Annotated in this window: 11 protein-coding genes; 6 read left to right on the top strand and 5 right to left on the bottom strand. The window is 43.0% G+C overall.

All coding sequences use genetic code 11. The features are described 5' to 3' along the window. Positions 1 to 5: 5 nt before the first annotated feature. Both H9J30_RS06885 and H9J30_RS06880 read right to left on the bottom strand, forming a co-directional pair. Positions 6 to 2,243 carry a hypothetical protein gene (locus H9J30_RS06885; protein WP_240130356.1) on the bottom strand — a complete coding sequence of 746 codons (2,238 nt, stop codon included), beginning with the start codon at positions 2,241 to 2,243 and terminating at the stop codon, positions 6 to 8. A gap of 262 nt (positions 2,244 to 2,505) precedes the next feature. Beyond that, positions 2,506 to 3,459, bottom strand: a complete 954-nt coding sequence (locus H9J30_RS06880; protein ID WP_240130355.1) for a LysR substrate-binding domain-containing protein — start codon at positions 3,457 to 3,459, stop codon at positions 2,506 to 2,508. 117 nt (positions 3,460 to 3,576) lie between these two features. On the opposite strand from H9J30_RS06880, the gene H9J30_RS06875 reads away from it, so the two are divergent. After that, positions 3,577 to 5,346, top strand: a complete 1,770-nt coding sequence (locus H9J30_RS06875; protein ID WP_240130354.1) for a flavocytochrome c — start codon at positions 3,577 to 3,579, stop codon at positions 5,344 to 5,346. A 135-nt stretch (positions 5,347 to 5,481) separates the two neighbouring features. On the opposite strand, the gene H9J30_RS06870 is transcribed toward H9J30_RS06875, so the two are convergent. Both H9J30_RS06870 and H9J30_RS06865 read right to left on the bottom strand, forming a co-directional pair. Next, positions 5,482 to 6,519, bottom strand: a complete 1,038-nt coding sequence (locus tag H9J30_RS06870; protein ID WP_240130353.1) for a porin — start codon at positions 6,517 to 6,519, stop codon at positions 5,482 to 5,484. A gap of 18 nt (positions 6,520 to 6,537) precedes the next feature. Beyond that, entirely contained in the window at positions 6,538 to 7,890 is a 1,353-nt protein-coding gene (locus H9J30_RS06865) for an FMN-binding protein (protein ID WP_240130620.1), read from the bottom strand. A 186-nt stretch (positions 7,891 to 8,076) separates the two neighbouring features. On the opposite strand from H9J30_RS06865, the gene H9J30_RS06860 reads away from it, so the two are divergent. The 3 genes from H9J30_RS06860 to H9J30_RS06850 all read left to right on the top strand — a co-directional run bounded on the left by H9J30_RS06860 (position 8,077) and on the right by H9J30_RS06850 (position 11,743). After that, a complete protein-coding gene (locus tag H9J30_RS06860) occupies positions 8,077 to 9,204 on the top strand; it encodes an FAD:protein FMN transferase (RefSeq protein WP_240130352.1) in 1,128 nt (375 codons plus the stop codon). A 160-nt stretch (positions 9,205 to 9,364) separates the two neighbouring features. Further along, entirely contained in the window at positions 9,365 to 11,134 is a 1,770-nt protein-coding gene (locus H9J30_RS06855) for a sensor histidine kinase (protein WP_240130351.1), read from the top strand. A gap of 9 nt (positions 11,135 to 11,143) precedes the next feature. Continuing rightward, a complete protein-coding gene (locus H9J30_RS06850) occupies positions 11,144 to 11,743 on the top strand; it encodes a response regulator transcription factor (RefSeq protein ID WP_240130350.1) in 600 nt (199 codons plus the stop codon). A gap of 89 nt (positions 11,744 to 11,832) precedes the next feature. Here H9J30_RS06850 and H9J30_RS06845 read toward each other — a convergent pair whose 3' ends face one another. Continuing rightward, on the bottom strand, positions 11,833 to 12,615 hold the full coding sequence (locus H9J30_RS06845) for a TetR/AcrR family transcriptional regulator (protein ID WP_240130349.1): 783 nt from the start codon (positions 12,613 to 12,615) through the stop codon (positions 11,833 to 11,835). Positions 12,616 to 13,224: 609 nt separating this feature from the next. Here H9J30_RS06845 and H9J30_RS06840 point away from each other — a divergent pair. Both H9J30_RS06840 and H9J30_RS06835 read left to right on the top strand, forming a co-directional pair. Further along, positions 13,225 to 14,745, top strand: a complete 1,521-nt coding sequence (locus H9J30_RS06840; RefSeq protein ID WP_240130348.1) for a flavocytochrome c — start codon at positions 13,225 to 13,227, stop codon at positions 14,743 to 14,745. A 3-nt stretch (positions 14,746 to 14,748) separates the two neighbouring features. After that, positions 14,749 to 15,120 (top strand): cytochrome c3 family protein, encoded by a 372-nt coding sequence (locus H9J30_RS06835; RefSeq protein ID WP_014609639.1) that lies wholly within the window; start codon positions 14,749 to 14,751, stop codon positions 15,118 to 15,120. Positions 15,121 to 15,170: the final 50 nt, after the last annotated feature.

Below are 15,170 nucleotides of genomic sequence, written 5' to 3'. Positions count from 1 at the left end.
ACTCCTTAAGGTAACGCAGAGAAGGTGTTAACCCACTGCTTATTAACAGGTTCGCCACTTATCGTCAGATACTCAATTGCTGCAGCGCGTCCCGCCAGCATGAACCAACGCTGCTCACGTAATACTTGCTGCAACGGACGCTGATAAAAGTCGCTGCTATCAACTTGCATAGCAGGAGCTAACGGTAAATTCTGCGCATTTAAAAAACGATACTGCCGCATAAAGTCAGCCACGGTTTGATTGGTATCGAGATTTGGCAACTGCGTAATATCAATCAACCAACCTTGTTCTGGTTGATAGGCAAGTGCTTGCCATTGGGGCGTGCCCGAGCAAGCCAAGGTACTGCTCACTTGGATATCGTAAAAGTTGCGGCGGATGCCATCAGCACTCGTCAGTTGATACAGCATTAATTTATCCAGCCCACCACCCAAACTGCTGTTAGAACTTATATGAGTCCATTGCAGTGTGTGCCCATTTACCTTAGGTGCATCCACAACACTTAGCCTACAAACCGCAGCCTGCTCGGCAGTTAACAACAGACTAACGCCGTATTTGGCCACCATTTGTGGTTCCAGTAATGCGGGGTCAACGGGTATCGCAGGTTGTGCTTGGTCATCATGGCTCGCATACATATCATCACTGTAAAGTGTTTGCTGATATACAGGAGGATATGCAGCGTTTTGCACATAATCGTTTATCGGAATAAAGCGAACATTTTTAGTGAGTTCACTGCTATCCGCGGCAGTATTAACATAAATGGTGAGCATCGGCGGCTCAGCAGGAAAGTTAAACAGCGTGGTGGATTCATAGTTCACTGATGAGACTAGCGCCAACATATTCTGCTCTGCTGATGTTAACCAATCAGGTCCGTTAGCCAACGCGAATTGGTACTTCACCATTGCGCCTTCAGCGCCATCAAATCGCCCTGCCAACCAAAATTTATTGGTCGCATCCCGCGATTTGAGCAAATAACTCAATGGTTTATCAGGGATTGGACTAAGTTCAAGCTGCAAATCTTTATACTGTAAAGTCACCGTTTTGGTTGGATCGGGTTTTAGCTCCAATTTAACCAGTTTCGCCCCTTGATAATGGGCCTTGGCACGAAACTCAACAACCTGGGCTAAAAGTTCAGCTGGCGCATTCCAACCAATAAGCAGGTTTTGCTCAACGGAGCGATAAAAACCATCCTTTTCAGCGTAACTGTAACTCCCTACCTTGTTCAGTTTTATCGGTAAAACACTACCATCGGCACTGTGGGCTGTGATATCGGTTAGCCGAAACTCACCTTCTGGCTTATAACCCGAAAAATCATGTTGATAGCTAATATTTAATAGATCATCTTGTTGCTCAAAGTAACCCGTATCAAAGTGAAAAACATCATCTTGAGTTAAGGGTTTATTAACATCATCCAGCACTACTTCTGGCGTTTTTTGATACTCAAGCGCGGGGAAATCATAATCCAAACCCACACGTTGCGTCAGATCACCTAACCGCCGCTGTTGCGGCACCATAAGCACATTGCTGCGCATTGTCCCTTTATAGCCATAGCGCTCAAAAGGCACCTCTGCCACTAAGGCCATTTGCTCTAACCAGCCACGTTCACGTTCTAACAGCAGTTGGCCGTAAATTTTGGTTTGATCACCAACACTTTCAACTTGGGTTAACACATGGGAATCAGTCACCTGCAACACGGTAAGCTTGGCATTAGCATGGCCTTGATAAGCAGGAAGCGCAACGATAGCCCCAACTTTAGCGGGTATGGTGTTAATAAAGGCCGATGAGCTAAATAGCTTTTTGAGCTCCAGCTCAAGCTCAATGCCGCGTTCTGCTAATTGCGCTTGCCACAGGGGTTTGTTTAGCGCGCTAAATTCCTTAACGCTGCCATCGTCAATATTTAACGTAAATTCAAATCCCTGTGAGAAAATAGCGTGCATTTCGGGATTCAGCTCAGCCCGTTCGCCGCTACTTACGCTACTTCCTTGGCTATCACGCATTTTCAAATAATCGACGTACACTTCAAACTGGCTGTTTTTACCAGTTTCGATAACCTTATAACGCAGTAATTGATGGGATGCGGCATTAACCGTTTCGGTACGACCGCCATTATCAACGGTGATCTTGGTGTTACTATACAGCTGATACGCGCGTTCCTCACCTTTTTGGGGATTAAACTCAACATCAGCATCCCCAAAAGAGCAGGCCGATAATAGAAAACAGGTCACTACGCTAACCAAATACTTCATGGTTATTCCTTGTATCTAAATAATTAGACACTGATTATGCCCATTCATGGGCCATAAACAACATTATTAGGTTATTTTTACCTTAATAAGGGGATGAAGTTGAATGTGTTAATAGGCGCGAATACAACACAATTGAGAGAGCTAACTCAACTTTATTTTTATGCAATTACTGAACGCAGCAATGTCGCTAAATTTAAATTTCCCACATTTTTTATGCTGTTTAGCAAAATACGGCTGAGCAGCCACCTTTGTAATAAAAATGTTAAACAACATGCTCAAGCCATGCATTTTGCTTAGCTTGAACATTTACAATGTGTTGATGCGGAGTTGATTTCGCGAATTCCAATATCGTTTGGTAAAGTTTAAAGGTTGATTCGTCCTGCATATGCTCATAGGTACTGACCAGATGATATGCAGGCGATTTATGTTTTGGCATATAAATGTCAAAAGGTTGAATTAACCTGCCATTACTCAGCTCCTTTGACACAAGAATTCGGTTTACATAGGCAATACCAGCACCTTGAATAGCCGCTTCAATTGCTTGAATCGAGTTTTGAAAAATGAGCTTACTCTGGGTCGATTTTCGCTCTAGACCAAAATATTGCATAACAATATCCCACTGAACCAAGCGATTATTCGTAAATATAAGCGTGTAGTTATCGATAATCTCCTGAGTAAAACCCGTAAATTCTGAAACAAAATAATTAGGATGGCATACTGGAATCATTTCCTCATGAAATAGAAAAACAGAGTAAAGATTATCCCACGAGTCATAACCATAACGTATTGCTAGATCTAAATCACACTTAGAAAATTCAAGATAATCTAATGTATCAATAAATTCCACACTACGATTGAGATCTTTTAGTTTGTTATCAACCAATCTGGGCAGTAACCAATTTTTTAATAATGAGGGTGGAATTGCTATTTTAATTTTTGGTTTGCTGCCTTCGATACCGAGATCAACAGTAGCCTCCTCCATGTTTTGTAAAATAATAGATATTCTGGAGTAATACCTTAAACCACAATAAGTTAGCGTCACCCTTCGACTACCTCTTTCAAAAACCTTTTTCCCAATAAAATCCTCTAATGTGCTTATCTGATGGCTAATTGCGCCTGGCGTAACATTCAGCTCCATTGCAGCAAGTTTAAAACTTTGCAATCTAGCAGCGGCCTCAAAATAAATAATAGATTTTATCGGCGGTATAACTCTCATGCTTTCCATCCTGTTAAGTGAATTTTTCTCTTCTGACACATCAATTTTTTTGCTTTGTCAATTTTTAAGCGTGCAGTAATGATGAACATGAATTAAAACACTAGTGAGGTAAGAGTAATGTTTAATACCAAATTATTACCGTTAGCCATGTCGGCTTTTTTTATATCAACATTTAGTTATGGACAATCTTTATCAGAATTCCATATTGATAACGGTAACAACTGCCAAACGTGTCACACAAAACCTATAAAAGTTGATGATGCAGAAAACCATGAAAATAAATCCTGTGAAAGTTGTCACGGAACGATGGGCGAATTAGCTGCAAAATCAAAATCTAAACTATCACCACACCATAGTCATCTTATTGATGTGTCCTGTACCAGTTGTCATTCCGGTCATAAACAACCGGTATTTGTTTGCCAAACTTGCCATGATTCTTTTAAAAACGAGTTTAAAATCCCCTTTTCTGGCGATAAACCTATTCTAGATAACTATCAGTTTCCTGATGTTACCCAAGAAATGATTGATGCAGCCCTGACAAAAGATCCACTTGAACAACATCAAGTCATTGTCATTGGTGCGGGAGCAGCAGGACATGCGGCAGCCATTTCAGCGAGGCAACATGGCGTTGCAGATGTCGTCATTCTTGAAAAACAACCTTACATTGGTGGCAATAGCATGTTAGCTGCTGGCGGTATGTCTGCCGCAGAAACCGTTACACAAGCCCTTAAGCATTACCCTGACAGTAAGGCGCTGTGGTATGAAGATACAATGAAAGGTGGGCATAACATAAACAACCCTGATCTCGTTAAAATCTTGACAGAAAACGGCAGTGCTGGTGTTGATTGGCTGCAAGCAATGGGGGCAGATTTAACGTCGGCATCAAGTGCGGGCGGACATAATGCTGAGCGTTTACATAGACCAACGGGTGGAGCGAAATCGGGTCCAGAAATCGTCAACACCCTAAAAGAAACCGCCAAAAAACTCGGTGTTGAAACCCGCACCAACAGTAAAGTCATCCGGCTAGTGCAAGATAAACAAGGAGTTATTACTGGTGTCCTTGTTCAAGGAAAGCACTCAAAATTACATATACTCGGCGCGAAAGCGGTCATTATCGCTTCTGGTGGCTTTGCACGAAATAATGAATTAGTGGCTAAATATCGCCCAGATTTAAAAGGTGTCGATGCCACGAATAATCCGGGTAACGTAGGCGATGCGCTCACTTTCGCTCCCAAAGTCGGTGCAGATGTTGTTGATGTTAAAGAAATTCAAGCCTTCCCGACAGCAGCGGCAGGTAAGATGGTTATCTCAGGCACTGCTCGGGGAGCGGGCGCTATTATGCTGAATAATGATGGCGAGCGATTCTGCGATGAGATGGGGCCAAGGGATAAAGTCTCTGAATGTATCTGGGCGCAAAAAGGTAAAGATGCATGGTTAGTATTTGATGAAACTGTTTTAGATAGGTTGGGTCAACTGCGAGGAATGTTAGATTTAGGCATTATCTTCAAAGGCAATTCAGCTGATGAAATGGCTAAAGCGACGAATATGAATGCTCAAAAATTTGACCAAGCGATAAAACGTTATAACGATTTTAAAGTGAAAGGCAAAGATGCAGATTTTGGTCGTAAGAATATGGCCGATGATCTTCAATATCCTATTTATGCGGTCAAAATTAAGCCCGCTGTTCACCATACTATGGGCGGCTTAAAAATTAACACTAAAACGGAAGTCATTGACCAGAACGGTTTACCGATAAAAGGTCTATTTGCAGCGGGAGAGGTCACTGGCGGAGTGCATGGTGCAAATAGATTGGCAGGCAATGCTATTGCGGACACTATCGTATTTGGAAGGATAGCTGGAGAACAAGTTGCTAATTCAATCAAGTAGCTAATTGAATTAAATAACACTATCTTATCAACTACGGAGGATAGCTTAGTTTGAATTAATATCGTGATAATTAACAATTGTCACCTTGCTAAATACAATACATAACTTAGCAAGGTGACAAATTATTGATATATGTTAGAAGTCGTAACGCATACCAAGGCTGACAATAGTATCGTCAAAATCATCATACTGCTTCACATCAAACTGACCGATTTCAGTATGTAGACGTGTTGATTTACTCAATTTATATTCAGCACCAATCGCCCATTGGGAGATTTCTGGCACCTCATCAATCAATGTATTTTTACTAGCATAAATACGGTTAGCGATTAATCCAGTACCGGAGTTATCAAATCCATATTGAGCCTTTAATGATAATTGGCCTAATTGATATTTGGCACTAACGATAACACCGTCACCTTCGCGCTGTTGCCAATCGGTTTTATCCGTATTGACCAATTTTGAATGTTGTAGCATTGTCGCAAACTGCCACTTATCCCACTTATATTGAATGACACCGCGGTAAGCTTCAATATCTTCCACACCGTCACTGTAGGCGACCGCTGCATACACATCACTGGTTTTAAAGAACTTATCACCATAGGTAACCGCTAACTGGTAATTGCCATTATCACGGCGGTTATCATTATTACTGTAATGATTGTCTTCCAACAAATAACTCACACCTAATTGCAACTTATTCCAATGGGCGGATTTGTATTCAAAGGAGTCACCCCAACGCTTATCACCGGCAAATAAACGGTCATGTTTTAAGGAGTAATTGTCCATTGCATCAGACATCCCCTTAGCCATTTTAAATACCGGATCAATGCGTCCAACGGCTAATGCACCATAAGAGCTATGCTTCACACCAATAAATGTTGGGCGTGCTGAGAATGGTTTATCACCACTATCTTGACTCTCACCATTTACGCCAACCTCAATTTGGTAAAATAATGAGGTGCTATCCGTTAATTGGCTAGAGCCTTTAATGCCGATGCGGGTAAAGTTATTTTCTAATACGGTGCCGCTTTTATTTTTATGGGTCGCACTGCCGCTATCGGAATTGGTTACCGAGTAATCGATACGACCATAAAATTTATGTTCATCCGCCACGGCCTGTGTAGCACACAGCGCCAAGGTGAGCATAGAAATAGCAAATGATTTATTCATAATGTTAAATATCCAATATTACTGGGCAGGTAAGGCATGTTCATTAATCACACCATCGGCGCGCATTTGTTTGTACAACACATCAGCGAGTCGCAGATAGTTGTCCCATGCATCTGAACGCTTAGTAAACCCAGTTTGTGCGTAACTACCGGTATCTCCTGCTGCGGGTAAATCATTAATATTGAACAGTGAACCGCCCTCTTTAAGGTGCAAAGATAAGGCATCGATCATCACGTTGAATCCAATACGTGCGGGCTCAACATAATTAATCGAGTCATATTTAGATTGGCGATAAAATGCTTTCAACGAGGCGTCTTGAATATCTTTCTTCTCGTCAGCAAAAATCTCATCGTAATGGGCATGGGTAATTTTGTGGCTATTTTTATCAACCACTAACCGCAGCATGGCAGTTACACCTGTCCAACGGCCCTTTTCATCGAGTATTTTTTCCGCTTGCTGATAAAAAAGCGCATCACTCGCACCCGCTTGAATGCGGTTGTGGATCTTAGCGGTCAAGGGGATCATCGATTGTTGGATACTATTTGAGGCGCCAGCAACAATATCAATACCTTGATATTTAAGACGATTAGGCTCAGTTAGCTGGTTACCTAATTTTGGATCATAGTTGGGATTTAACTCAAAGGTAAGTTGGTCTTTTTCCATCATTAACTTTTCCATGGTTAATGCAGATTGTACCCACGCAGTGCCTTTCTTTTTGCCCATGGAGAAATTGTATTCAGACATACGCTTAGGCACATTTTGGTATAGGCGAGTGTAATAATTCGGACGACCACTCTCATTAAACTCGGCCAGAATCACATCCTGAAGGTTGTTTGAATCCACCACCACTAACATGCTACCCATATGCCCTTGACGGAAACGTGCTTCTTCAAAGTAGTAGTCACCTTTCACCATGCCTAAACGGGGTTGGATAGACCATTTCAGTTTAAAATCATCATCCCCTGATTGGCTGCGAGCCCCAACGCTTTGATACTCAGGCTTGGTGCCATCTACACGGGGTAAATCATTGATGGCTTTTAAAATACCATTAGATGAGTAAGTCGCGCCTGAAATAGCATCAATACCCTCATGGCCATTGTGGCTCACAATTTCTGGCAGTAAACGCTCAGCATTAAGGTACAGTGACTCGGTTTCTTTATGTGACAGGGTTTTGACCTGAGTGATATTGCCCTGCTCAACCTTAACCTCTAGGGTGATTTCACTCTTTTTGCCCTTACCGCTGACATGATGGACACCATCAACATATTTCCCTTGAGGCGCAGTAGTAGCGCAACCCGCTAGGGCAAACGTTGCCAATGCAACCGCACTAACCAGCAAACTTTTTTTGAAATGTAATTCAGTTTTCATCATATAACGCTCTTCAACTAATGAACTTGCCGCCAGCATAGACCTCGGAAATAATTCGACAATTGCGGATAACCGCAATATGCCAACCTCAATTCAAAATAGTTGAGTTAGCTAACACTTTACCGATTGATTGCTGTCATCAAAGGCAATTCATGCTACTAATTTAACCGTCATCAAGATGGGGGTTGTATGAAATACGTTTTTTCTTTTGCTGTATTAATTTATATCTTTTTCATGCCAATAACGGCAAATGCGGTTTTTTCACCGTTTGACTGCAATACCAATGCAACGTTTAATTACGAGCAAGGTAAAGGCAGTATGAATACGCTAAAGTATTTTGGCACATCCATTACCATTGATATTTATGAGGCGGACAAAGATAAAGCTTATTTAGCATTATGCCATGCACTTAACGTGGTGCAGGAATATCATTATTTAGCATCAAACTTTAGTACTTACCCCGGTTACACCAATATTCAGACCATTAATAACAACCCTGAAAAATTACACCATATCGATGTAAAACTCACCGAACTATTAGCAACCAGCATTGAATGGCATGGCATTACCCAGGGACGATTTAACATTGCCTTAGCCCCAGTTTTAGAGGTTTGGCGAAGCTATCGAAAGCGCTGCCAACAGGGCGGAGCATGCGAACTACCTAGCGATATCGAATTAGCCAACGCAGCAAAACACATTGATATAAAACAGATAAAACTCGACAAAAAAAATAATACCATTCAGATGAAAGCCGGAATGAAGCTGGATTTAGGTGGTATAGCCAAAGGTTGGATGGTTGAAAAAGTGTATGACCAATTGAAAGCCGATAACATTACCGCCTTTATGATTAATGCGGGAGGAAATATCCGCCACTTTGGTACGCATCCTGATGGTCGCCAATTTATTACGGCTATCGAAAATCCATTAATTCGCAAATATCAATTAGAGCATAAAGATTTTAGCGAGATTAATAACGGTGAAATCTATCATGAAATTATTCAAGGTGAAGATATTACCATTGTATCAAGTGGTAATTATCTCAATTATTACGCAGTGAATGGTCAAGAGTATCATCATATTATTGACCCAACGACACTTTACCCGAAAAAAGAAGGTGTTTCAGTGTCGGTTATTATGAAGAATAAACCCATTCTAGCTGATGTGATTTCAACCAGTTTATTTTTATTGCCGATGCCCGAAGCACAAGATTTAATAAAGCGTATCGGCGATATTGAAGCAGTATGGTTTCTGGATGAACAAGGCCACAAAATCAACACCCCACAATTTGATCAATATCGCGCCAAGCTCAATCCTTAGGCTAATGTGTGAAGCGGCTCAATATATCAGCAATCACTAATAGGCATAATATGGCCAATATTGTTGGCCATCAGCTCAGCATCGCGTAGCCTCTTTACTGCCGAGCTGTTAGGTCTTGTGTGTTAACCATTTAATGAAATCGCCCTGTCAGGTTTAAACCATGTATCAATTCTTCACTCGATTAATGTTTATCCTGGCCTTTTTTATTGGCTTCAATCTGCCAGCCATTGCCGCTGCTCCCCCTGCAAGTGATCCGGTGCGGATTGGTATCATGGCATTTAATGAGCCCGATGAAGTCATGGCTAATTGGCACCCAACCGCTGATTGGCTGAGTCAGCAGCTGCATCGTCCTGTACACCTCACGCCATTAACGCCATCTCAATTAGATGAGGCATTAACTAAGCAAAGTATCGACTTTTTAATTGGCAATGCCCTCACCACGGTCGCATTTAAAAAAAACTATGGCACCAGTCACTTACTCACCCTAGTCCATAATCGAGTTCGTTCGCCAGAACAGAGCATAGGCTCTGCCATCGTCACACGGATTGACAACAACCTGAGCCAATGGGACCAACTTAAAGATGAAAAGTTAGTATCAAGCGACCCACAAGCCTTTGGTGGATTTCAAATTTTTGCAGCGACAATGGCAACCAAAGGCATCAATGCCTACCGCGATATCCCCAAGCTGCGCTTTATTGGTTTTCCACAGCAAAAACTGTTGCAAATGCTGTTATCGGGTGAAGCTGATATTGCAGTATTACCTAGCTGCGTTTTAGAGAACGCAGTAGATAAAGGGCTGGTTCCAGCCAATAAATTAAAAGTCGTGCTTAAACAACCGCATCCAGATTTTGCCTGCGAAGTATCGACTCAATTATACCCCGGCTACGCCTTAACCAAATTAGGCCATACGGATCATAAACTCGCGACACAAGTGGTCGCCAGCCTGCTGCAAATTACCCCAGACAATCCAGCGGCTCAGCAAGGAAGATATCAATATTGGTCAGCCCCAGTAGACGATAGCCCAGTATTTGAGCTGTTAAAGCAATTAGAACAATGGCCCTTTGTCACTAACTGGCAGCGATTACTGCACAATGCCTTGCCTTGGGGCGCAAGCTTCATCTTTGCCTTGTTACTGGGCTATATTCATCACTTAAGGGTTAAGCGCTTAGTGGTTAAACGCACCCAAGCCTTATCCGCCGAAATAACCCATCATCAATACACCCAAAAAATCTTACTCGAGCAACAACAACAGTTTTATCGAGCCCAGCGGGTGCTACTGACGGGCGAAATGGCCTCAGGCATTGCCCATGAGCTTAAGCAACCCCTAGCTGGTATTCGTTATCTCACCCAAGGTTGTATATATCGTTTAGATAACACCCAAACCGAGCTTGCCACTGCGCTCAATAAGGTTATAAACCAGGTCGATAGAGCACAAACTACTATCCATCGATTGCGCACATTTTGCCAACAAACCAGTGATTACCAGCACTGCGATTTACGCACAGTGATAGAAGAAACCTTGACCTTAATGCAACCAGAGTTTCAGCGGCTCAAACTCAGCCCTAAGGTCAGCTTACAAACCTTACCCGTATTTGCCGACGCCAGTTTGATGCAGCAAGTGCTGGTGAATTTATTACGTAATGCACTGGATGCGATGGAAAATGTCCCCCACAAATCACTGGTTATTGACACGGGTACCATGGGCGAAAACATCTATATTCACATCACCGATGCTGGTTGCGGCCTTAGCGATAGCGCGTTAGAGCGATTATTCTTCCCCTTTGAAACCTCCAAACCTCAAGGGCTTGGGTTAGGCATGGTGATCTGCAAGCGTATTATTGAAGAGCACAAAGGCAAAATTGACGCACAGCACGCCAATCCAGGATTAACCATTAAAGTCACCCTGCCACTCAATTCGCAGCCAGCTTAGGAGAGCAAAATGACACCGCTTTACCTTGTAGATGATGATCAAGATGTACTGGATTCCTTAAGTTGGATGCTTGAAGGGATGGGGCTTAACTGTAAAGGCTTTAACGCTGCGGATGCATTTTTAAAGAGTGTCGATATTAAGCAACCCGCCGTACTACTGCTGGACATCAAAATGCCAGGCATGGATGGCGTGGCACTGTTAAACCATTTAAATCAAGCACAAAGTGCAATCAGCGTCATCATGCTCACTGGCCACGGCACCATCGCAATGGCCGTAGACTGCATCCAACAGGGAGCACTCAATTTTCTTGAAAAACCGGTAGATGGCGAGAAACTATTTCAGCTGTTGACCCAAGCCCAACAACATACTGAGCAAAAATGGCATCAACAAAATTTGCAATTAGACATCGCCAATCGACTCGCCACCCTTAGCCAGCGTGAAACACAGGTCATGGAAGGCATACTGGCAGGGAAAATGAATAAAGTCATCGCGGCTGAACTGGATATCGCACAGCGAACCATTGAGTTACACAGGCAAAAAGTCATGCAAAAAATGCAAGTGAGTAACGCCGCCGAACTTGCTTGGTTGCTAGCCAATCATAAACTTTGAAATTAAGTTTATGTTTAATATGCCTAATTTTTAGTTGCAGTGAGACAACGCTCACTGCGGGTGAAATAAACCCAGAATTGCAGGACGCCCTAACCACAATGACGAGTACAGGGAGATAATGCCTTAGTGTCGGTATTTGACAGCGCGCAACAAGCCGAGCAGGTCATATGGTCACGATAATGCTGATCAAAAAACTTGATGGTTCTGGCCTCTAACGAATCAAACAGTGCAAGGGTTAAAGGCTTTTTCCACTCGTATCGCTCCATCAGGTTTGCCAAATGCCGATAACAGGTTTCACGACGATCAGACAAAAACTCAGGGGCGATGAGTTGACTTTCAAATTGTGTCAAAGCCCCTGTTAAATAAAACGTTATCCCTTGGACCAATTCTTTAATTTGTAATGGGGTTGCCACTAATTCGCCATTTTCAACAGCTAAATGCAGTGAATCAGTAAACCAACTCCAAAAAGCATTAATGCGTTTTTTAAACCGCTCAACTTTTTCGTCACTGGCCAGTTTCCATACCATGGTATTGACAGAAACCGAACGCAGCGTAAAAAAGCTGCTACTGCGCTTAATGGTTTCAAAGGTAAATAAAATGGGTAACAGCACTTTTTCTTGTGCGGTTAACTCTGGATTTTTATGGATAAATATCGGTAAGTGATTTGAGGTAGCACTTCTCAAAAATAAACAAACCAACACATCTTCTTTACGTTCAAAAAATTTATATAAGGTACCCGTAGAGCACCCCACCTCATGTGCAAGCTGAGAAAATTTAAAAGACACAACACCTTGTGACTCAATGAGCTTTTCAGCCGCATCCAATATTTGATTACAACGTAAAATGGACAGGGAGTCCGAAGGACATTTCATTTATTCATTCCAGCATACCGAAAAGTACATTATGGGTTGCTCACAAATACGAGGCATAGCCAATAAACAGTTAATCGGGATAAAGGTCACACCTAAAAGTCTTAAATTTCAACCTTTGTGAGTTACTTCAAACACACATTTTATCAACAGGAGTTTGTCATAAATTAAATTGTGTTCATTTAGGGCGTGTTGACGTTTCGAGATTAAATTTGTTCGTTCTGGCAAGCTCGTGCTCGCGAAACGAGGAATGATGTGTCGTTATTCGACTCAAATAACGAGCGGCTCTTATGACAGAAAGTAAGCGCAAAGGCTTGCCAAACGACCCCTTCGGGCAGTATTTGGCTGACGCATCTGCTGCGTTATCGTCCGTTTATGTAAAATAACTGCACGGACTTTGCCTTGCATAAACGGAGAGCCAAATTGCTGCAAAAATCCCCCTGAAACGTCAACACGCCCTAGTCATGTCTCGCCCCCAATTATCAAAGAAAAGATATTCACGAGATAACTCACGAATAAAATTGTCACTGAAAAAAAGTCGTGACTCACTTCTCCTTAGACGCGGTTCATAACCTCTATCTTGCTTGCAACAGACATAGAGGGTTAACAAAAATGCATGATAGAAGAAGTTTTTTAAAGCTAGGTGCAGGCGCTGCGGTAGGCGGTATCGCAGCAGCACTGCCAAGTGCAGCATCGGCCACTGAATGCGCCTCAAACATTAAATGGGATGAAACACGCGATATTATCGTCGTAGGTTCTGGTTTTGCCGGTTTGTCATCTGCGCTTAATGCTAAGCGTCAAGGTTTAGGTTCGATACTGGTATTAGAAAAAATGCAGGTGATCGGTGGCAACTCAGCGATCAACGGTGGCTGGTTAGCTATCCCTAAAAACCCAATCCAATTAGCTCAAGGCATCAACGATGACTCACCTGAAGAGCTAGTGAAAGATCAAATCATTTCTGGCCGCGGCATGCAAAATACCGACATGCTGCGCCAAATGGCTAATCGCGCCCTCGATGCCTATCAATTGTGTATCGACGCCGGAGTCAAATTCCGCGAAGGCTTTAACCAACAAGTAGGTGGCCACAATAAAGCCCGAGCCATCCGTACCCAACACGGTGTTGGTGGCGATATCACCACTAAACTGTATGAAGTGGGTAAAAAAGAAGGCGTTGAATACCGTCTGCAGCATTATGTTGAAGACTTCATCATGGATGGCCAACAGATTGTTGGCTTGAAAGTACGTCAAAATTATCGCTTCCCAGATCTCAAAACCGGTAAAACGATCTACATCAAAGCCAATAAGGCCGTTATCCTTGCCCACGGTGGTTTCTCACGTAACTTAGTACTACGTGAACTGGTCGACCCTGCGTTAGATAAAACCTTAGATTGTACCAATGCCCTAGGCGCAACGGGCGAAGTCACACTAACGGCTATGGCCCACGGTGCTTTCCCGGTTCATATGAGCTTTATTCAAACAGGTCACTGGGGCTCGCCCGATGAAGGCGGCTTTGGCTGGTCAAATGCTCTGCTCTCGATTGGTTTCCATAAAGGGATTTCAGTCAATGTGTTAGACGGTAAGCGTTTTATGAACGAACGCGCCGATAGAAAAACCTGCTCCGACGCCATTATGAAAAACCGTCATCCTGATGGCTCACCCGCCTATCCTGTGGTGTTTTTTAACCATGACGATCATATTGGTGCAGAAGAAGTCACCCGCGCGGTACGTGACCAAATCGCTTGGAAAGTCGATAGTTTTGAGCAATTAGCTAAGCAATTCAATATTCCACTTGCACAGCTCAAACAAACCGTTGCCGAGTACAACAAGCAAGTGCCACAGCGTATTGACCCCTTGTTTGGCCGCATGATGGATACGGCTGTCGAGCTTAAACCACCGTTTATTGTGTCGCGGATTTGGCCAAAGGTGCACTACTGCATGGGCGGTTTAAAAACCGATTTAGGCGCGAGAGTGCTGCATAGTCAAACCCTAGCTCCGATGAAAAATCTCTATGCCGTTGGTGAAGCAACTGGCGGCACTCACGGTGGAACCCGTTTAAGTTCAACAGCTTGTCTGGAGTGCTTAACGATGGGAATTATTGTTGCTGAAACCATCAAATCTGACATGCAGGCTTAAATCATGATGAAAACATTACTACTCACACTGGTTGTTGCAACCCTGTTCACTGGCGCCGCCAATGCCGGAGACCTCGTCAAGATGAAAGGCAGCACCCAAGGCAGAACCAACCACGAATTTATCTACCAAGATGGCTGTAAAGGATGCCACCAAGGTTCGGGTAAACAAAATGCCACCGATGCGGCCTGCGTTGAATGTCATGGCGAAATCACCAGTATTCCGGTTGATGAGTCCAAACTTGCCATCCCTGAAGCCCATCCACACAAATCGCTGCACTACAACGAAGGCGCCAGCTGCTTAGCCTGCCACGGCGAGCATGAGAAAAAGGCTCCCGTGTGCGCTGAGTGTCACCGTACTTGGTTCAAAGAAATGTAATTTAATTTTTATAATACAAAAACTTAAGAAAGGTAATGATGATGAAAAAG

Source organism: Shewanella cutis (assembly GCF_022410515.1).
Lineage (GTDB): Bacteria > Pseudomonadota > Gammaproteobacteria > Enterobacterales > Shewanellaceae > Shewanella > Shewanella cutis.
Note: the sequence above shows the minus strand (reverse complement) of the source record. Positions and strands in the feature narration are given on the sequence as shown.